This is a genomic window from Lacihabitans sp. CS3-21 (assembly GCF_024343675.1).
Classification (GTDB): Bacteria; Bacteroidota; Bacteroidia; order Cytophagales; family Spirosomataceae; genus Leadbetterella.
Map to the genome: position 1 here is coordinate 227,570 of NZ_RJUD01000001.1, position 20,357 is coordinate 247,926.

At 36.9% G+C, this 20,357-nt stretch carries 20 protein-coding genes and 1 tRNA gene; 14 read left to right on the forward strand and 7 right to left on the reverse strand.

Annotation, left to right across the window (positions count from 1 at the left end):
- Positions 1 to 33 precede the first annotated feature (33 nt).
- The 6 genes from EGI24_RS00940 to EGI24_RS00965 all read left to right on the forward strand — a co-directional run bounded on the left by EGI24_RS00940 (position 34) and on the right by EGI24_RS00965 (position 5,561).
- Positions 34 to 115: transfer RNA gene (locus EGI24_RS00940), tRNA-Leu, on the forward strand.
- Positions 116 to 190: 75 nt separating this feature from the next.
- Positions 191 to 1,534 carry a trigger factor gene (locus tag EGI24_RS00945; RefSeq protein WP_255046296.1) on the forward strand — a complete coding sequence of 448 codons (1,344 nt, stop codon included), beginning with the start codon at positions 191 to 193 and terminating at the stop codon, positions 1,532 to 1,534.
- A 120-nt stretch (positions 1,535 to 1,654) separates the two neighbouring features.
- Positions 1,655 to 2,326, forward strand: a complete 672-nt coding sequence (locus EGI24_RS00950; RefSeq protein ID WP_255046297.1) for a ClpP family protease — start codon at positions 1,655 to 1,657, stop codon at positions 2,324 to 2,326.
- Positions 2,327 to 2,467: 141 nt separating this feature from the next.
- Positions 2,468 to 3,232, forward strand: coding sequence for a sterol desaturase family protein (locus tag EGI24_RS00955; RefSeq protein ID WP_255046298.1), 765 nt, complete (start codon positions 2,468 to 2,470; stop codon positions 3,230 to 3,232).
- Positions 3,233 to 3,342: 110 nt separating this feature from the next.
- Positions 3,343 to 4,605 (forward strand): ATP-dependent Clp protease ATP-binding subunit ClpX, encoded by a 1,263-nt coding sequence (gene clpX / locus EGI24_RS00960; protein ID WP_255046299.1) that lies wholly within the window; start codon positions 3,343 to 3,345, stop codon positions 4,603 to 4,605.
- 188 nt (positions 4,606 to 4,793) lie between these two features.
- A complete protein-coding gene (locus tag EGI24_RS00965; RefSeq protein WP_255046301.1) occupies positions 4,794 to 5,561 on the forward strand; it encodes a hypothetical protein in 768 nt (255 codons plus the stop codon).
- 75 nt (positions 5,562 to 5,636) lie between these two features.
- Here the strand turns inward: EGI24_RS00965 and EGI24_RS00970 are convergent, their stop codons facing one another.
- Positions 5,637 to 7,088: a tagaturonate reductase gene (locus EGI24_RS00970; RefSeq protein WP_255046302.1), complete on the reverse strand. Its 1,452-nt coding sequence runs from the start codon at positions 7,086 to 7,088 to the stop codon at positions 5,637 to 5,639.
- Positions 7,089 to 7,323: 235 nt separating this feature from the next.
- Here EGI24_RS00970 and EGI24_RS00975 point away from each other — a divergent pair, with 235 nt between their 5' ends.
- The 5 genes from EGI24_RS00975 to EGI24_RS00995 all read left to right on the forward strand — a co-directional run bounded on the left by EGI24_RS00975 (position 7,324) and on the right by EGI24_RS00995 (position 12,717).
- Entirely contained in the window at positions 7,324 to 8,103 is a 780-nt protein-coding gene (locus tag EGI24_RS00975; protein WP_255046303.1) for a (Fe-S)-binding protein, read from the forward strand.
- Between the two features lie 190 nt (positions 8,104 to 8,293).
- A complete protein-coding gene (locus tag EGI24_RS00980) occupies positions 8,294 to 9,583 on the forward strand; it encodes a Gfo/Idh/MocA family protein (protein ID WP_255046305.1) in 1,290 nt (429 codons plus the stop codon).
- A 101-nt stretch (positions 9,584 to 9,684) separates the two neighbouring features.
- Complete coding sequence (gene nhaD, locus EGI24_RS00985; RefSeq protein ID WP_255046306.1) at positions 9,685 to 10,962, forward strand: sodium:proton antiporter NhaD; 1,278 nt, start codon at positions 9,685 to 9,687, stop codon at positions 10,960 to 10,962.
- A gap of 117 nt (positions 10,963 to 11,079) precedes the next feature.
- Positions 11,080 to 11,844, forward strand: coding sequence for a ThuA domain-containing protein (locus tag EGI24_RS00990; RefSeq protein ID WP_255046307.1), 765 nt, complete (start codon positions 11,080 to 11,082; stop codon positions 11,842 to 11,844).
- Positions 11,845 to 12,081: 237 nt separating this feature from the next.
- The gene (locus tag EGI24_RS00995) at positions 12,082 to 12,717 is read left to right on the forward strand and encodes a GNAT family N-acetyltransferase (RefSeq protein ID WP_255046308.1); all 636 of its coding nucleotides are present in this window, start codon (positions 12,082 to 12,084) and stop codon (positions 12,715 to 12,717) included.
- Here EGI24_RS00995 and EGI24_RS01000 read toward each other — a convergent pair.
- The 6 genes from EGI24_RS01000 to EGI24_RS01025 form a co-directional block, all read right to left on the reverse strand.
- On the reverse strand, positions 12,712 to 13,560 hold the full coding sequence (locus EGI24_RS01000) for a hypothetical protein (RefSeq protein WP_255046309.1): 849 nt from the start codon (positions 13,558 to 13,560) through the stop codon (positions 12,712 to 12,714). The two genes, EGI24_RS00995 and EGI24_RS01000, sit on opposite strands and share 6 nt — an antisense overlap.
- Positions 13,557 to 14,438: a class A beta-lactamase, subclass A2 gene (gene bla, locus EGI24_RS01005; protein ID WP_255046310.1), complete on the reverse strand. Its 882-nt coding sequence runs from the start codon at positions 14,436 to 14,438 to the stop codon at positions 13,557 to 13,559. Before bla ends, EGI24_RS01000 begins: the two co-directional genes overlap by 4 nt.
- A gap of 153 nt (positions 14,439 to 14,591) precedes the next feature.
- Positions 14,592 to 15,584 carry an aspartate-semialdehyde dehydrogenase gene (locus tag EGI24_RS01010; RefSeq protein ID WP_255046311.1) on the reverse strand — a complete coding sequence of 331 codons (993 nt, stop codon included), beginning with the start codon at positions 15,582 to 15,584 and terminating at the stop codon, positions 14,592 to 14,594.
- Positions 15,585 to 15,886: 302 nt separating this feature from the next.
- Positions 15,887 to 16,480 (reverse strand): 5-formyltetrahydrofolate cyclo-ligase, encoded by a 594-nt coding sequence (locus EGI24_RS01015; protein WP_255046312.1) that lies wholly within the window; start codon positions 16,478 to 16,480, stop codon positions 15,887 to 15,889.
- 18 nt (positions 16,481 to 16,498) lie between these two features.
- Positions 16,499 to 17,686, reverse strand: coding sequence for a molybdopterin molybdotransferase MoeA (locus EGI24_RS01020; protein WP_255046313.1), 1,188 nt, complete (start codon positions 17,684 to 17,686; stop codon positions 16,499 to 16,501).
- On the reverse strand, positions 17,687 to 18,799 hold the full coding sequence (locus EGI24_RS01025) for an XdhC family protein (RefSeq protein ID WP_255046315.1): 1,113 nt from the start codon (positions 18,797 to 18,799) through the stop codon (positions 17,687 to 17,689).
- A 59-nt stretch (positions 18,800 to 18,858) separates the two neighbouring features.
- On the opposite strand from EGI24_RS01025, the gene EGI24_RS01030 reads away from it, so the two are divergent.
- From EGI24_RS01030 to EGI24_RS01040, 3 genes are read left to right on the forward strand one after another with little or no spacing between them, the layout of a single operon-like run.
- Positions 18,859 to 19,617, forward strand: a complete 759-nt coding sequence (locus EGI24_RS01030) for a sulfite exporter TauE/SafE family protein (protein WP_255046316.1) — start codon at positions 18,859 to 18,861, stop codon at positions 19,615 to 19,617.
- Positions 19,614 to 19,856, forward strand: a complete 243-nt coding sequence (locus EGI24_RS01035; protein ID WP_255046317.1) for a MoaD/ThiS family protein — start codon at positions 19,614 to 19,616, stop codon at positions 19,854 to 19,856. Before EGI24_RS01030 ends, EGI24_RS01035 begins: the two co-directional genes overlap by 4 nt.
- 43 nt (positions 19,857 to 19,899) lie before the next feature.
- Positions 19,900 to 20,328, forward strand: coding sequence for a molybdenum cofactor biosynthesis protein MoaE (locus EGI24_RS01040; protein ID WP_255046318.1), 429 nt, complete (start codon positions 19,900 to 19,902; stop codon positions 20,326 to 20,328).
- Positions 20,329 to 20,357 lie beyond the last annotated feature (29 nt).

Here is a 20,357-nt window from a genome sequence, read left to right on the forward strand (position 1 = left end):
TGCACCCCGAATAATCGAAAGACGTATTCATTTGCGGGCGTGGCGGAACTGGTAGACGTGCTAGACTTAGGATCTAGTGCCGCAAGGCGTGGGGGTTCGATTCCCTCCGCCCGTACTTCTAACCCTTCAATCCTCAGACATGGTTGAAGGGTTTTTAAATTTTATAGAGTTCGAACAAAAATTCAAGTAAATGCAAACAAAATTTGACAAAGTTTCTTCTACAATAGCCAACCTTACAGTAGAAGTTGGCGAGGAAGATTACAAAGGTTTAGTAGATAAAAAACTCAAAGAATACGCTAAAACGGCTCAAGTAAAAGGATTCAGACCAGGACATGTGCCACTTCAATATATCAAAAGTATTTATGGTAAAGGTGTATTGGTGGATGAGGTTATCAAAATTGCGAGTGATGAGGTAAATAAAACCATCACTGACAATAAATTGAATGTGGTAGGTGAGCCTACACCAAAAGAAGACGCATATAAAATAGATTGGTCTGCCCAGAAAGAATTCATTTTCGAATACGAAATCGGCTTTGCTTCTGATTTTACCGTAGACTTAGAAAAACTTCCTGTTCTTACTCAATATGAGATTCAACCTTCTGATAAACAGGTAAACGATACCATTGAAGATCTTAAAAATAGATTTGGTGTAGAAACAGAACCTGAAGAGGCGGAAGTAGGTGACATTATTTTTGGAAAACTTAGCCAAGAGTCAAGTGATTTTATGTTTCAGTCAGGAATCCCGACTGACAAAGTAAAACCAGAAACTCAAAAACTATTTGTAGGCCTTGAAAAAGGCAGTTCATTAAAGTTGGATATTCAGACTATTTTTGAAACAGACAAAGAGTTGGGTTTTGCGACAGGAAAATCTGACGAAGACGCTGCCGCCTTACAAGGCGAGTTTGAGTTTGTGGTAGAAAAAATCACGAGAATGAAACCTTCGGAATTGACTCAAGAACTTTTTGATAAAGTATTAGGGCCAGGAAAAGCAGCAAGTGAAGAAGAGTTTTTGAGCCAGCTAACAGAAATAATCAAAGGTAATTATAACAGAGAATCTGACTTTTTGTTAGACTTTGATGTAGATAAAATGCTGATTGAAAGTACCCCAATAGAACTTCCTACGGAGTTCTTAAAAAAATGGTTGGTAGAAATCAACCAAGGAAAAGCTACTGTAGAAGACGTAGAGAAAGAGTATGACGCCATAGCGAGAGGTCTTAAATTAGATTTGATTAGGACTGAAATAGCCAAACAAAACGACTTGAAAATACAGTATGATGATGTTCTGGAAGAAGTGAAAAACGAAATCAGAGGATATTTTGGACAGCAGGGAGGTTTTGAAGGTATGGAAGAATTCATTGACAGCATGGCCAAGAAACAATTGGGCGAGAAAAATAATGAAGCGACAAAGAAACATTACGAGAAGGCTTTTGGCAGAAAGGTCTTGAATTTTGTGAAAGATAAAGTAAAGAAAGAAACCAAAACGGTGATGGTGGAAGAATTTAACGAGATAGCTTCAGAGAAATATAAAGTATAATTTTTTAGAAAATAAGGAAAAAAAATCGGGTACTGGGTTCGCTCAAACCCGATTTTTTCGTTTTAGGGTATTGAACTTTTAGATAATTTAGATAGTTTTAAGATAAACAAATTTAATAAAATGCATTTAGGAGAAGAATTTAGAAAATATGCGGTGCATCACCAAGGAATGAGTGGTCTGATGATAGACGACTACATGAAGCACAATGTAACCAACATGACTCCCAACATTATCGAAGAAAGACCGATGCGTTTTGCGGCCATTGATGTATTCTCTCGTTTGATTATGGACAGAATCATATTCTTGGGGACTGGTGTTGACGACCAAATCGCCAATATCGTTGTGGCTCAGTTGTTGTTTTTAGAATCAGTAGATGCCAAAAAAGACATTTTAATGTACATCAATAGCCCAGGTGGATCGGTTTATGCCGGATTGGGAATGTACGACACCATGCAATATGTAAGACCAGAAGTTGCTACTATTTGTACATCCTTGGCGGCTTCTATGGGAGCGGTGTTGCTAGCAGGTGGTGCAGCCGGTAAACGTACGGCATTGCCCCATGCACGTGTGATGATTCACCAACCTAGTGGCGGTGCTCAAGGACAATCTCGCGATATGGAGATTACCGTAAAGCAAATTATTGAGCTTAGAAAAGAGCTTTATGAAATACTTGCAAAACACTCAGGCAAAACATTTGAAGAAATAGAAGCAGACTCAGATAGAGATTACTGGATGAAAGCAGAAGAAGCAAAAGCATACGGATTGATAGACGAGGTTTTGTACAGAACCTAGTAATAATGATTAAACGAAAAAGCTCTTCAGAAATGGAGAGCTTTTTTGGTTATCATATTTGTAGCTAATTATATTTTCATTTTTAATGAAATAGAAAAATTTCCTAATTAAATGATAAATAGCAAATTAAATTAGAATTTTATGAGAGAGAATGTATCAGTTTTAGAATTTGGAACATTAATTTTTTTTGCCACATTGCTAAGATATATTCTTTTAGCCGGAACAGCTTTTTTGGTTTTTTATGTGATTTTTAAAAAAAAGTTGTTGCTTTCCAAAATCCAACAAAAATTTCCAAAAAATAAAGATTATTTTAGAGAAATCGCGTTTTCCTTTATTACATTTTTGATTTTCACTTTGGTGGGTGTCGGGTTATATAATCCAACAGTTAGGCCTTACACGAATACCTATTTTCAGATTTCAGATTATGGGTATTTTTATCTGTTCTTATCCTTTTTTCTTATGATAATAGTGCACGATACTTATTTTTACTGGGCACATAGGTTGATGCATCATCCAAAAATTTTCCGTTTTTTTCATCATGTCCATCATCAATCTACTAATCCATCGCCTTGGGCTTCGTTTTCGTTTCAACCATTAGAGGCTATGGTGGAGGCCGGAATATTCATAATTTTTGCGTTTAGTATCCCTTTACATTTTTATGTTTTGATAGCATTTTTAATATTTATGACGGCTTATAATGTTTATGGACATTTGGGATGGGAGCTTTACCCTAAAAAATTCGAGAAATCCTCATTGGGAAAATGGATAAACACTTCGATAAGCCATAATCTCCACCACCAGTATTTTAAAGGTAACTATGGGTTGTATTTTATGTTTTGGGATAGGTGGATGGGCACAGTAAGTAAGAATTACGCCGAAACATTCGAAAGCACACCAAGGCCATAATTTTTCCTACATTGCAAAAGAATTTAGAAACCAGGTTTTAGGTGCCTTCATATTGAAACAGTAATTGGTTTCACGGCCAAAAACCATTATTTTTGTAAAAATTTTACCAAATGGCATCAAATAAAGAACCCAACTGCTCTTTTTGTGGGAGAAAGAAGAACGAAGTAGAGCTTCTACTTTCTGGAACAGATGGGCACATATGCAACCTTTGCATAGAGCAAGGATACGAACTGATTCAGCAAGAATTATATGGAGTAGGTCCCAAAACCAAAAAAAGCAAGAAAAAAGGGGATGCACCTAAGTTTGACATTAAACCTCCAATTGAACTTAAAAAGTATCTTGATAAATTCATTATCGGTCAAGATGAAGCAAAAAAAGTCTTATCAGTAGCGGTTTATAATCATTACAAAAGACTTTCTCAGCCTAAAAATGACGAGGATGTCAATATAGAAAAGTCAAATATAATAATGGTGGGCGAAACGGGTACAGGTAAAACATATCTGGCCAGAACCATCGCTAGAATGTTACAAGTACCTTTCGCTATTGCTGATGCCACGGTTTTGACGGAAGCAGGTTATGTGGGGGAAGACGTAGAGAGCATTTTAAGTAGGTTGCTCCAGGCCGCTGATTTCAATGCAGAACTTGCCGAAAGGGGCATTGTATATATAGATGAAATTGACAAAATTGCAAGGAAGTCTGATAATCCGTCTATTACACGTGATGTAAGCGGAGAAGGAGTTCAGCAAGGTTTATTGAAATTGTTAGAGGGTTCCATAGTAGGAGTACCACCCCAAGGAGGTAGAAAACATCCAGATCAACAGCTAGTACAAATTAATACAGAGAATATTTTGTTCATTTGTGGCGGAGCTTTTGACGGTATAGCGAGGCATATTGCTAAAAGAATTAATAAAGCACCAATTGGATTTAAAGTAGATTCGAAAGGGCTTGATTTTAATAACGAAGACAGCCTTCTGAAGTTTGTTACCCAGCAAGACTTAAAGTCATTTGGATTGATTCCAGAATTGATAGGTCGTTTGCCCCTTTTAACCTATCTCAACCCTCTAGATAAAGAGACATTACGTAAGATTCTTACGGAGCCTCAAAATGCTCTCATCAAACAGTATAAAAAGCTTTTTGACATGGAGGGAATCAAGTTGGAGTTTGAAGATGACGCTCTTGATTATATTGTAGATCAAGCAATTGTTTTCAATTTAGGAGCTAGAGGCTTACGATCAATTTGTGAAGCCATTTTGACAGATGCGATGTTTGAGCTTCCTTCAGACAAAAGCATAAAATCATTTAATGTTTCGAAAGATTACGCACAGCGTAAATTTGAGCACTCTACTTTTTATGAAGTAAAATTAGTGGCATAAATTTAAAAGTAAAATTAAAAACGGAGCCTTTAAGAATTATTCTTGAAGGCTCTGTTTTTGTACAAGAATTCATATAATTGAAATCGTTTTTACCTAATGTCTTGTGCTTCTTTATGTTAAGTTTGAAAAACTATGGTAAATTTATTCAAACATATTTCTATCTTTGAAAAAAACATACCCTAATTACCATGTCACAAAAAATCGAAAATCATTTAGCTAACGGTTATGAAGTAAAGATTGGAGACTATATTTCTCGTGGATACGAGATTTTTAAAGCCAATATGGGTGCCTATATTGGTTATACAGTCTTATATTTTGCTATTAGTTTTATCGTAAACTTTATTCCCTTTCTAAATATTATCAGTTCTCTAGTTATTTCTCCCTGTTTGATTTTTGGCTTTCATTTGGTGTCAAAGCAGATTTCTCAAAACAATGGAATCCCTATCTTCAATACTTTTTTCAATGGTTTTAATTTTGCTGGAAAACTTATAGTCATTTCGATTATTATGTTTGTGGTTTTTCTGGTTTGTATGATGCCATTTATAATATCAGTAGGCGTGAGTATTTTTGCTTTAAGAGATAGCAGCTCTGAGGAAATTTTTGCTGCGATCTTAGCTGGTCCGCTTCCAATTCTCGGAATTGGGATGTTAGTAATGGCCTATTTTGCAGTGAGTTGGACTTTCTCGTCTTTACTGGCTGTTTTCCATAACAAAGAATCTTGGGCGGCCATGGAGTTAAGCCGAAAAATGGTAGGTAAAAATTGGTTTATGATTTTTTTGTTTGTATTTGTTGTGGGAATAATAGTCGGTGCTGGTGTGCTGTTTCTTGGTATTGGAATTGTTTTCACACTTCCCCTAGGCATGTGCAGTCTTTATGCTGCATTTGAAGACATTTTTGGTTTGCCTGAAATGGAAAAAACGACAGAAGAAACTAGTCCAATAGCGGGGGGCATTTAAAAAAGATAATAAGATTGTCGCAAACAAAAAAGCCTTTGAATAGAGATTCAAAGGCTTTTTTCGATTATTGGTAAACTAAGCGTACACATTTAAGGCAGAAGCTACATCTTTTACGCCACAAATCATCATGTTGGACAAGTGATTTTCTACATTGCTTTCAAAACCCTTGAGGGTTGTTAAGTCATAACCCCACAAATCCTTATTTTTTAGAACATTTGATACTACTTCACGGGTTGAGTCGCGTTCCCAAACGGCTTTAAAGTATGGGGCAGAGTCACAATTTATCAGGTAAGACTCTCCCTCTGATTCTCCATAAAACTTGCCGTTTTCTTCTTTCGTTACTTTCATGAAAAGTAAATATGCAGCAAAACATCTTGCAAAATACTGAGGAACAGAGTCAAAGGTATTGTAATAATTCAATAAAAGTGGAATAGCCCTTGACTTCATTTTCAAGGTATATTGAAGCGTAATACTCAGCCATTGGTGTTCTAAATAGGGGTTTCTGAATCTATCCATCACCTCTCGGCCGTATCTATGCGTGGTTTTTTGGTCGAGGTTTAGTGGAATCGCTGGCCCAAGTTCAGTCAACATCAAGATAGTGATGTATTTTTCCATCATCTCATCGTTGAGGGCATCTTTTACAAGCCTAAAACCAGATAAATACGCCATGCCACAAAGCAGCGTATGTGGGGCGTTCAACAAGCGTAGTTTAAGTTCGCGATATTTTTCTATATTTTTAGCTATTTTTACGCCATTGTCTGCTTCTGCAAATTCCAAAAAGTTTTCAATATTTTCTCCTTCAATTGCCCAAAGTCTATACACTTCGGCCTTTATGATTAGGTTGTCTTTATAGCCAATTTTTTCAAACAGTTTGTCAGCTTCCTGTTGGTTTGGTTTACCTGGCACAATTCTATCCACTAGCGAACTGCAGAACTTCACTTTTTGGTTTAGCCAAGATGAAAATTCATTACCTAAATTGTTGGCAATTACATGTTTGTAAACGATTTCCTTTAGAATTCCACCGTTGTTTACAATCAGTTCGGTAGGCACCACCAAAGTTTCGGCTTGATTGGTCATAAATCTTTTATGCAGCCAAGCGGTAAGTTTTCCAGGAAAAGACTCTGGACAGCCAACCAAAACATTTTCTTCTACATATTGTAATCCTACTTCAGTAGTATTGGACACAACCAATTGTATTTCAGGATTTTCAGCAGTCTTTAGAATTTCCTCCCAATGCGTTTTTGTACTTAGTGTTCGGCTAATACAATCTACTATTATATCCTCCTCTATGGCCTGTCCGTTTTCTAAGCCCCTTACTGATATGGTATAAAGGTTATCTTGATTGGTAAATTCAGAAACATCTGGGCCAGTCGTTTTTACCATTACAACGCTGCCATTATAAATTCCTTTTTTATTGGCTTTGTCTATGAAATAATCTATCAATCCTCGGAGTAATACTCCTGTACCAAATTGTAAGACTTTTTCGGGGTATTCTGAGGTAATATTTTTAGTGGTTCTATTAAGCATTGAATATTAATTTGAAAGTCCAAAAATATCTAATTTTTAGCTTAAATTTTAGTAAAATCCAACTATTGTTTGGTGAAAAATTGACAACAAACGAGAATCGGCGGTCATATTTGTATCATTGTGGACGGTTGGTATCAAAATCGTACTATTTTCTAATGGAAACGACCAATAAAAAATAAAACGACTTGCAAATGTTATGCAAGCATACTATTTTTGTTTTAAATCTCAATTAATTATGGATTACAAAGTAGCAACAATGGCCGAAATGGCTGCAGATGGTCAAGAGCCTGAAATCCTTTTTTGGGTTGGATGTGCAGGCTCTTTTGACGATAGATACAAAAAAGTAACAAGAGCATTTGTTAAAATTTTGAATCATTTGGATATAAAATTTGCTGTTTTGGGTACCGAAGAGGCTTGTACCGGCGACCCAGCTAGGAGAGCTGGAAATGAGTTTACCTTTCAAATGCTTGCTCAACAAAACATACAAGTATTGAATGGATATGGAGTAAAAAAAATTGTTACCGCTTGTCCGCATTGCTTTAATACCCTCAAAAACGAATATCCTGAACTGGGGGGAAGTTATGATGTAATTCATCACTCTACTTACCTTCAAGAATTGATAAATTCAGGAAAGCTTAAAGTAGAAGGGGGGGCGTTTAAGGGACAAAAAATCACCTACCACGATTCATGTTATCTTGGTCGAGCCAACGATATTTACGAAGCTCCACGTGAATTGATAAAGGCCCTAGATGCTGAGTTGGTTGAGATGAAAAAATGCAAAACGAATGGCCTTTGTTGTGGAGCAGGTGGTGGCCAGATGTTTAAAGAGCCCGAAAAAGGAACAAAAGACATCAACATTGAACGCATCGAAGACGCTATAGCCACTGGCTCAAAAGCCATAGCTGTAGCTTGTCCATTCTGCATGGTAATGATGTCTGATGGCGTAAAAAACAAAGAAAAAGAACACGAAGTAAAAGTGTACGACTTAGCCGAGCTTTTGGCGGAGGGCTTATAAGTATCAGTCAGACTGCAGGTCGGACCTATCTAGCATAGAGGATGAGAATTGCTCTGTTTTCGTATTCTAAATTTACTTATAAGTCTCATTACCGTTTCTTGCCATCCAAGCATTAACAATTTAGGAAAATTGTTTTACTTGAAAAAAAACGCTACTTTCATATTCAAAATAATTCAACCCTATTTTCAATATGAAAAACATTTCATCAAGAAGAGAATTCCTTCAAAAAACCGCATTGGCCGCACTTGGTATGGCAGCTGTTCCAAGTTTTGCTAGAAGAGTTGCTGCTAGCGATAAAGTCCGAGTAGCTCACATTGGCCTTGGTGGTATGGGCAATGCCCACCTCAATTGGTTCGCTGCCTTGCCCGAAGTTGATGTTGTGGGTATTTGTGATTTGGATTCCGAGCATCTCAATAGCACCGCCAAAAAATACGCTGAAAAATATCCAGACAGAAAACTCGAGCTTTTCGATGATTTTCGAAGGGTTTTGGATAGAAAAGACATTGATGCCATTACAGTAGCTACGCCTGACCATTGGCATGCCCAACTGGCTATTCTGGCATTTGAAGCAGGCAAAGATGTATATGGCGAAAAACCACTTTCATACAGTGTAAAAGAAGGCCAAATGATGTTGGCGGCTCAAAAAAAACACAACAAGATCTTTCAACTAGGTACACAAATACACGCAGGAGACAATTATCACCGCGTGCAGGAAATCATCCAGTCGGGCGTTTTAGGAAAAATAAAAACGGTTAGACTTTGGAAAACAGGCCTCCCCCCAGTTTTAGGCCCATCGAATTATCAAAAACCACCTGCCAATCTCAACTACGACATGTGGCTCGGGCCAGCTCCATATCATGCGTATTCGGCCGAAAGAGTTCATTTTAATTACCGATATTTTCTAGACTATTCAGGCGGCGTTTTTCAGGATTTCTGGTGTCATATTGCAGATATAGTTTGGATGTCATTGAATCCTCAAAATCTCCGAAAAGTGACTGCTAACGGAGAAAAACCCGACGGAGTAGGAGATGCACCAAAAACAATAGAAATAGAATATGAATTTGACGATTTGAAAATTTTCTGGTCATCAACTCCTCCAAACGTCCCAGGTGCCGCAGCAAGAGGTATTGGAGCGTATTTTGAAGGTGAAAAAGGCTCTTTGATTTGTGATTATGGCTCTAAAGAAATTACCATTAATGGCATCACAATGTTGGATGTGCCGGAAGTTCCTATTTCTATTATTCGTTCTCCAGGGCATCAGCAAAACTTTGTGGACTCCGTTAAAAGTAGAAAACAACCGGAAAGTAATCTCGAATACGCCCGAAAAATGACCATGCCGATGCATCTAGGTTTGATTTCGTATAGATTGGGTAAATCGCTAAAATGGAATCCCGAAACAGAGCGATTTATTAAGAATAAAAAAGCGAATAAATTGCTCTGGAGACCTTACCGTAAAGAATGGAATTTAATTAATGCTTAAGACTCGGTTCTTTTAATCTTAATAATGGATTCGATTTTTTAAGAAGAAATAGTGAGTTTCCTTCAAAACAAGCTAATTTTGGCAAAAAAAATCGGAATATTATGGAAGGACTTCTAGTTCTTATTTTCATTGTTGGGTATGCTGCCATAGTCATGGAGCATAAGTTATCTATAAATAAGTCGGCATCGGCTTTGTTAACAGGTGTATTATGCTGGACAATTGTGGCTTTGGTTTCAACAAACATTGAAGAAACACAACATCATCTCAATGAGCATCTGAGTGAAATTGCGGGCATTTTGTTCTTTTTAATGGGAGCAATGACAATCGTTGAGTTGATAGCAACCTATGGTGGTTTTGAAATCATTACTGACAAAATAACTACCACCAGTCAATCAAGGTTGTTGTGGATTATTTCTATGATTACGTTTTTTATGTCTGCATTGCTAGATAACCTTACCACCACAATTGTAATGGCGGCCTTGGTAAGTAAAATAGTACACGATTCTAAGTTGCGACTAATGTACGTAGGCTTAATTGTTATTGCCGCAAATGCTGGTGGAGCATGGTCACCCATTGGAGATGTAACCACCACGATGCTTTGGATTGGCGGGCAAATTTCTACGATAAGTATTATTTCTCAGTTGTTTTTACCTTCTTTTTTTAGCTTATTAATTCCAACTTATGTGCTTTCCACCCATATGAAAGGAGTATTGCCTAAACCACTAGGCAGTAAAGAAAACGCAACGCATGCACATGGAGATTTTGGCAAAAAAACAATATTTTGGGTAGGTTTGATAGGGTTATTATCGGTGCCTGTTTTTAAGTCACTTACACATTTACCGCCATTTATGGGTATGTTATTGGCCTTGGGTGCTATTTGGGTGGTGTCTGAATTGTTAATAAAAGATAAAGAAGAACATGTAAAAAGTACGCTTTCCATTTTTCGTGTTCTTGAAAAAATAGATTTACCCAGTATTCTGTTTTTCTTGGGTATTTTACTGTCTGTGGGAGCATTACAGACCATGGGTATGCTAACCTCGGCAGCAGATTGGCTAACCGATAATGTTAAAAACCAAACAGTAGTTGTTACTGTAATTGGCCTACTATCCGCAATTGTAGACAATGTGCCATTGGTAGCGGCGGCAATAGGCATGTATGGCTTAGAACAATTTCCGATGGATGACCCATTTTGGGAGCTTTTGGCCTTTTGTGCTGGTACCGGAGGAAGTATTTTGATTATAGGCTCAGCGGCTGGAGTAGCTGCAATGGGAATAGCCAAAATAGAGTTTTTCTGGTATCTCAAAAAAATGAGTTGGCTGGCTTTAATAGGTTATTTTGCCGGAATTGGCGTGTTTTTATTGCAAAAAATGATATTTTAATTTATCTATCGAAAAAGACCTTTGGGCATCAGCTCAAAGGTCTTTTGTGTTTAAGAATGACCAATTACCAAATCTTTTTGTATTTTTGAAATCAAATATTCAACCAATCAAAATATTATGAAAAATAAGTATTTTTTATCTTTGGCCGTGCTATTACTATGTAGTATTTCGGCATTTTCTCAAAAACAATTCAAAGTATTACTTTTTACAAAAACCGCTGGCTGGCACCATGAGTCTATTCACGAAGGAGTGGAGGCCATAAGAAAAATGGGCGAACGTCATTTTTTTGATGTGGATTGGCAGGAAAATACCATGTTTATCAATGAAAAGAACTTGGAGAAATATCAGGTGATTATTTTCTTGAATACCACAGCAGATGTTTTGAACGATGAACAACAAAAAGCCGTGGAGAAGTTTATTCAAGCCGGCAAAGGCTGGGTGGGTATACACTCTGCATCAGACACCGAATATGAATGGCCTTGGTACACCAAAATGGTGGGCATGATGTTCAAAATTCACCCAGCCAACCAAACAGCCTATTTAAGAGTACAGGACAGCAATTTCCCAGGCATGGAGCGTTTCCCTAAGAAACTACTTTGGACTGACGAATGGTATGAATTCCAAACTCCTGCAAAGTCAACAGACTTGAAAATTTTGGTAACAGTTGATGAAAAAACATATAACCCAAATACTAAATGGGGACCAAACGAAGGCAAAGGTATGGGAGCAGTTCACCCAATCAGTTGGTATCACCCATACGATGGCGGAAGAGCATTTTATACAGCTTTAGGTCATATTCCTTCCACTTTCTCAGACCAAACCTTCCTTGACCACATCTATGGTGGCATTTACTGGGCAGCCACGGGTAAGGGGATTGAGTGAGTTTTTTTTGAACACAATGAAGGCAATGAGGCATTTATGTATTGAGATAGTAAGGCATTGATTCATAAAAGGCAATAGACCCATACAGGCAGTGAGGCAAAAAGCTTAGGTTTCTATGTTAACTATGTGCCTATGTGTTAAAAAAAACCAAAATGAGTAAAGCGAAAACTTTGTGAAATTCAAAATCGCAAAAGGAGTAAAACGTAACCTCAGTGTAACTCTGTGACAGAATAAAAAATGGAAATAACTAAGATAGAATTAGACCAAAAAGAAACTCTTGATGAGGTCTTCAAAATCTATCAAAATTCATTTCCAGCCAACGAGCGTCAGACTTTAGAAACATTAAAAATCAGACTTAAAGAAGAGAAAGAAGTACTTTTTGCAGCCAAAATTAATAATGAAATGGTGGGCATTGGGTTCTTGTTTGACTTACTTGGGTCTGATTTTTTGCTTTTAGACTACTTGGCGGTTAAACAAAACCACCGAGGAAAGCAGATTGGGGAGGCTCTTTTTTCTCATCTAAAAAATTACGCCAGACTTCAGGAAAAACATCTTTTAATGGAAGTAGATGACCCCGAATTTGGAGATGACAAACCATATAGAGTTAAACGCTTAGCTTTCTATCAAAAAAATGGGGCATTTTGGCTCAAAGACATTAAATACATTTTGCCAGCTTTGGATGGCACCAATCCAACAGAGCAGATTCTTATGTTAGTTCCAAAGAATTCGAAAAGTGAGTTTTCGGGAGAAGAAATAAAGGATTTGGTAAAACGACTTTATGCTGAGCTTTATGGGATTTCGGGGGAGGATACAAATCTTGCTAATATTAATTCTTCTATTACTGAAAAGGTGGTGGTTTTACCATTTTTATAATGAAAAGTCTATCAAATCGGGCTCAACATATTCCAACTTGGTTCTTTTATCTTTTATAATATCAAAACTATAATGTTTTGAAACCAAGGTTTTGAAATCGTATTTCAATGCAGGGAATACTTGAATAAAATCTAAAAAATTATCAGTTTTGACTGTTTGGATAAAATGATGAACTAGGTTCATGGAAGCAACGGTCAAAGTTGTATTAAATTTTTCTTCTGCTCCAAGAGGTTTTACAAAAGCCAAAATCTGTTCACAAATCATTTCTGAACCCAGTTTTAGTCCATATGATTTGATCATAATCCAAGCCAATCTTAAGTGTGCTTCGTGAGTAAAAATTTCAGGATTTAGGGTTTTGTCAGAAAACTGCTGAGCAAATTCTTCATCAGATAGCAAATGATGTTTTTCTAAAAGAAAGGCTGTTTCGTTATCCTTCGGAAGTTTTTGCAAATCGGATTCTATCCATCCTTTTCTGGCTTTTAGCGAAAACAAAACTTCGTGCGAGTAATAATCCAAAGCCAAACTTCGACTTGCCCAATTTGAATTTATAAACGCTTCAGCCGTTTCTTCAAATGTTTTTGTTTCGTTTAATTTCACAAAATTTGCTGCTATCAAAAGCCAAAATCTGGTTAAAGTCTCGTGATAACCTTGCGTGTCGGAGTTTGGCGTTCCAACAGAAATATTATAAGTTTTTATTTGATAACGAAGCAAGTTCAATGCCTTTGGCAATTCATAGGTTTTACAAAACCAAACGGCTACTATTAAATGGGCTTCGTGCGTCCATTTTTCTTTGGGCAAAGAGCAAGAATTGAATTTGGCTATTAAATCTTCTAAATCACTCATTTCAAATAATCGTAGGTGGCTTTGGCTATTTCAGCAATTATTTTTTCGTTGGTTTCGATTTTTTCTTTCGAATTGCTTACAAAAACGGCTATGGCAAAATGATTTCCGTTTGGCAAAGTTATTACACCGATATCGTTTACGGCTGCCATTTCGCCAGTTTGTTTATTGGTTCCCGAAGTTCCAGTTTTGTGTGCAACGACAGTTCCTTTTGGCAACAATCCTTTCAATCTATTTGGGCCAGTGGAGGTTTCTAAAAGCATTTTTTGAACATAGGCTCTGCTTTTCGGAGATAATATTTTTCCATTGTTTAAAGCTTTCAAAAGCTCAACAGCTGAGTTGGGCGTAGAGTAATTTTCAAACTGTGGCTCCCAAGAAGCCTGCATAATGGTCTCATTATGTTTTACTTGAACATCTTTCATGCCTATTTTTTTAAGATAATCGTCCACCGTCTTGGGGCCTCCGATGAGGTCAAGCAGAACCTCACAACCTACATTGTCACTTTCAGAAACCGTGGGTTTCAGGATTTCGGCAATTGTGAGTTTTACATTACCGTTTGGGTATTTATCTCGCAATGGGCTGTACCAATCTGCTTCCATTCGTTCTTTTGAAATATAAACCTTTTCTGAAAGGCTTAATTTACCCTTGTCAACCAAATCCAGAACTGCCAAAGCAATATGAAATTTGAAGACACTTTGCATCGGGAAATGTTCTTTTAGATTAATGCCATAGAAATTTTTGGTCTTGAAATCGTAAACACAGATGCCTACTTTGACTTTTTTGTCTCCTATGATTTCCGAAAACTGTTTATTTAAGTCTGTGGTTTGGGAAAAAGACTTTATAGAAAGCACAATAATTAGTAGAAAGAATAATTTTCTCATTTATGTATTTTTACCATAAAATTAAAGTTTTTGTAAGATTTTAAAACTATTTGATTTTGAAAGAATTCAAATCTCACTTTTTGTCCAATTTTTTACAAAAAAAATCCCGCCAATTGCTAAGCGGGATTTTAGTATAATTGATTAACGTCTAAATCAAATCATCCCTTTTTTCAAAAGGTATTCAGCTATTTGAACTGCGTTTGTAGCCGCACCTTTACGAAGGTTATCAGCTACGCACCAAAGGTTTAGCGTATTGGCTTGTGATTCGTCTCTTCGAATACGACCAACAAATACCTCGTCTTTCCCATGTGCTGTAATAGGCATTGGATAAAGGAAATTGGCCGGGTCGTCTTGAACAATCACACCTTCAGTAGCAGCCAAAAGCTCACGAACAGTAGTTAAATCAAAGTCGTTTTCAAACTCAATATTTACCGCCTCAGAGTGTCCGCCGATAGTTGGGATACGAACAGTAGTGGCCGTAACTTTAATACTATCGTCGCCCATGATTTTGTTGGTTTCCTTAATCATTTTCATTTCCTCTTTGGTATAACCATTTTCAAGAAACACGTCGATATGAGGCAATACGTTCAAATCGATTTTGTGCGGATATACTTTCGCCACGCTTTCGTCACCAGCTCTTTCGGCAAAAAGTTGGTCAACTGCTGCTTTGCCAGTTCCCGTAACTGACTGATAGGTAGATACTACCACACGTTTGATTTTATATTTTTCATGCAAAGGCTTCATTACCACAACCATCTGTATGGTTGAGCAGTTTGGATTTGCAATGATTTTGTCTTCTGCAGTCAACACATCAGCGTTTACTTCAGGTACTACCAATTTTTTGGTTGGATCCATACGCCATGCCGATGAATTATCGATAACCGTAATTCCGGCCTCGGCAAACTTTGGGGCCATTTCAAGTGAAGTACCACCTCCTGCTGAGAAAATAGCCACGTTTGGCTTCATCTTAATGGCTTCATCGTAACCGACAACGGTAAATTCTTGGTCCTTAAATTTGATTTTTTTCCCGATACTACGCTCCGAAGCGACTGGGATAATTTCTGTGACAGGGAAATTTCTTTCCGCTAATACTTTTAAGATTTCGCCACCCACTAGACCGGTAGCTCCTACTACTGCAACTTTCATGATAATTAATGTACCCCCCGACCCATGGCAGAGCATTTAAATTATTGATAAAGAGAGAGGTCTATTCTCTTTTTGTTGAATTTGTTGTAAATGTATTGATGGGTGTAAATGGGCTGCAAAATTAAGAAAAAGATTTTTTAATAAAAATAGGTTGGCCATATTAGTACAACGATTTTTCAAATCGTTGAAATGTAAATCGATTTTCTAAATCGATCACTAGATTTAAGACCCTGAAAAATTAAGTTTTTCACAACGATTTAAAAAAATCGTTTTATGATGTAATCACAAAACAATAGACCGAATCACCAAGCCCACATCCGCTCGTGCGTAACACAAAAATTCATTTTTACATCAAAAGCGTCCGCATCTTCTATCAGTTCTATTGGCTCGAAAAGCGAAAGGCCAACTATCGTGGTGTCTTTGGTAGCGTACTGTAGAAATTTATCATAATATCCTTTGCCATAACCCACTCGGTTGCCTTTTTTGTCGAAGGCTAGCAGTGGTACAAATACTAAAATATCTTCATTTCGATATTTTTCAAAAAATGTTTCTGAGTTATAGGAGTAGTTGAGGTTTTTGGGTTCTTCTATGCCCCAAGCGTTGGATTCTAAAACAGTGGTAGGGTCATATTTTACATGTAACATTTCGCCATTCTCCAAACTTTTACTTATATACAAATCAGGGGCAAAATCTTTTCTAAGTGTATTGATTATCAGACGAGTATCAGGCTCATTGTTTCTTAAAATAGGTAGAAATAGGTGAATTGGCGAATACCGATGAATTGCTAGCCTGCTGAAGACTAAATCATGTATCTTTTTATTGAAGTTTGCACAAGTTTCTTCGGTAAGAGCCCTTCTTTTCTCTTTATATATTTTTCTGATTTCTGCTTTAGTCACAGTTTCAATGTTTTTAGTTTAAATAGCGAAGAATTCAACTGTTTCGCCTTTCAAAAATAATCCAGACTCCCGAAATGGCAATTCGATAAATCCATCTGCATCAGCCAGACTTATAAAATCACCCGAACCATTATGTTTTAATGGCGTTGCATAAAGACAACCTTTGTCGTTTTGTATTTTTACTTGCAGAAAATAATTCAATTTGGGCTTAAAAACAATGTCTTCAGTTAAAATAACACTTGGGGTTTTTTTTTCAAGAATTCCCAAATATTTTTTCAGCCAAGGCAAAACATATTTTATAGTACACAAGTAAGTTGAAACAGGGTTTCCAGGTAGAGCAAACACAATAGTTGTATCATTTTTGCCAAACCACATGGGCTTACCAGGTTTTTGGGCAATTTTGTGAAAAATCTCCTTTACATTGTTTTCAGCAAGAGCTTGCGGTATAAAATCTTTTTTTCCCATCGATACTCCTCCGGAAAATATTATGACATCGTAGTTTTTGAGCAATTCTTCTATTTTTGAAATCGAGCCATCCAATGTGTCATGGATGTGGAAAATATCCACTTCGGCTTTCACTTTTTTGAGAATGGCTGCAATGGCAAATACATTCGAAAGCCGGATTTGGTGTGGCAGCGGAACTTCAGAAATACCTACTAACTCATCTCCAGATGAAGCAATCGCTATTTTTGGCAAAGCCAATACTGCCAAATCTTGTTTACCGATAGAGGCAGCAATGGCTACATGTGAAGCACTTATAACTTTCCCTTTCCGAACCAAAACTTGGCCAGACAACTTGTCATGTCCCTGAAAATGCACATTTTGATTTGGCTTTATTTCTGCTAATATTGTTGCAAAACCATTTTCAATCTCCAAATCCTCATACCGAATAACGGTATCCGTATTTTTGGGTAAAACAGCCCCAGTCATTATTTCTATACAGTTTTGGTTAGATTCTAACGTTTTTTGTTCGTCTCCAGCAGCTTGCATTTCCTGCATTTTGAAGGTTTTTAGTCCATCAGCAAAAGCTGAAAAATCTATCGCTACGCCGTCCATGGTAACCCTGTCAAACGGAGGAAAATCACGTTCAGCCACCAAATCTTCAGCCAATATTCTGCCCAAAGATGCTTGAAAATCAACACTTTCTATTTTAGTAGAAATGCCGTTTTCTAAAACCAGATGTAAAGCTTCTTCTACCGAAACCATTCAATTAAAATTAAAAATTTCTTGTGTTCTTTCGTTTATTGGCAAAGTTCTTTCTTTTAAAAACCCACCTTTTCTATCACTAAATACAGCTTTAATTTCAGCCACAATAGAAAGTGCAATTTCTTCTGGCGTGGTGGCCCCCAAATCTAAGCCAGTTGGGCCAAAAATTTGACTTGGATTAATTTCTATACCTGATTCTTTTAATTCGTCCACCATTTTTAATGAGCGTATTTTCGGCCCCAACAGTCCAATATATTTCAAGTTGCTTTTGGCTAGCAATCTCAAGTTATTTTGATCTGTTTTTAATGAATGTGACATTAAAATGGCGGCTGCTGATTTTGAAAACGAATGAATGTCTAAGTTTTCTGGGCTGATGATATTAATACCTGTCTTATGTTCTATTTTGTTAGGTTCACTTACCACCGTAATGTTCCAATTTAACCATTTTAATATTTCCATGAAAGGATATATATCGTATTGATTTCCAAACAAGTACACATCAATAGCTGAAGGCAATACTTCAAAAAACAACCTTGTATGATTGTCAATATGCAGATTTTTAGATTTATCTAGTGTATCGAATTCTTTCTGAAGGTTTACGATGCTACATATCTCTTCTAAAAATTTTAAATCCTCATCATTTCTATATTGAAATATTTTTCCAAGAAGCTCGGGCTTTTGTTCTGACTTAAAGACCGTAATAAGTGGAATTTCTGGTTCTAAAATTGCTCTTTTTAAAATCTCAACGGGGTTTTGATTTGAAATAAAATCGACAGGCAAAAAAAGAACTTCTATAATGCCGTTGCATCCCAAGCCAACACCAATCTGATGGTCATCGCCTTTAGTGGTATCGTATTTGGCCAGGTTTGGTTTGCCTTTGAGTATTGAAAAGCGAGCTTTTTTTAGTGCGTCGCCTTCCAGGCAGCCTCCACTTATTCCACCTTCCCATCTTCCGTCTTCAGATACCAGCATTCTTGCTCCAGTTCGGCGGTACGATGAGCCCTCCACATAAACAACTGTTGCTAAGGCACATGCAACATTTTGCTCAGATTTTAGTTTGTCGTAAAATGCAACTATTTTATTTATTTCTTTCATTTCAAGAGCAATTTCCATATTTTTTTTGAGTGTGAGCAAAAAAAAACCATTTTTGTACTTGAAAACATGCCCCTCTATTGGAACTCGTATTTCAGAACATTGAATTATTATTATTGTTTTTTGGTATAGCTTTACTCTATTCATCAGTAGGATTTGGTGGTGGGTCAAGCTATTTGGCTATTATGGCATTGTTTAATTTTGATTTCAAGGTTTTGCGAGCAGTTTCTTTACTTTGTAATATTACAGTGGTCTCTAACGGTACTCTACAGTTTTATAAAAAAGGGCTGCTTAATCTTAAAAAAGTGATGCCGCTCGTTTTTGCTAGTGTGCCCATGGCATTTTTGGGAGGTAAAATGACTATTTCAGAGAAAACATTCTTTATCCTGTTGGGTATTACTTTGCTGTTGGCAGCTATATTGCTTTGGTTTCAGCCACAAAAAAAATTAATAAGCATAACTAACCTTTCAGATAAAATTGGATTTAATGCCTTTTTGGGTGGAGCAATTGGTTTCTTGTCAGGAATGGTTGGCATTGGTGGAGGGATATTTTTATCCCCAGTTCTGAATATGCTGAATTGGGACAATCCCAAAAACATTGCGGCTACTGCTAGTTTCTTTATTTTGGTAAATTCGGTGGCGGGATTGCTCGGACAAGCAACTACTTTTCCTTCCGATTTGCCATGGATGTTGGTGCTTTTTTTAATGATTTCAGTTGCTATTGGAGGTTTTATGGGTACATATTTGGCAACCAATAAGTTTTCTCAAACATGGGTTCGAAAGGCAACGGCAATATTGATTGCATATGTGAGTTACACGGTTTTGATTAAAAATCTATGAAAGTAAAATTGCTCAGTTTTGGCATCACAAAAGAAATGGTTGGAGGCTTTGAAAAAAACATTGAACTACCTTCAGGGACTAGTGTGGAGGCTTTTTTAGAAATTTTGAAAAAAGAATATCCAGCACTTAAAAAACTGACTTCGCTTAGGGTGGCAGTAAATGAAGAATATGTAGAAGGTAGCCATGAAATAATGGAGCGTGATGAAATTGTTCTTGTACCGCCTGTAAGTGGTGGATAATTATTAAAAAGTTTGTCCAAGTGGTATAATTCTTAGGGTATATATGGAGCAGAATAATATAGATATAAAATTGACTCAAGAGATATTGTCACTAGACATTTGTTCTGCTTTTGTGGCTGCAGACGATGTTGGCGGAATTGTTTCTTTTGTAGGGACTGTTAGAAATCAAACGAAAGGCAAAAGCGTTTTAAAACTAGATTTTGAGGCCTATGAAACAATGGCTATTTCGGAAATGAGAAAAATTGCAGAGCAAGCTCTCTCGAAATTTGAAATTAAAAAAATAGCAATTCATCACAGAACAGGATCTCTAAAAGTAGGAGAAGTTCCTGTAATTATTACCGCATCTTCAGCTCATCGCAAGGCTGCATTTGAAGCTTGCCAGTTTGCTATTGATACACTGAAAGAAACAGTACCCATTTGGAAAAAGGAGATTTTCGAAGATGGCGAGGTATGGGTAAGTGCAACCCCCTAAATAAAAGCTATTTTTACAAATTGCCATTA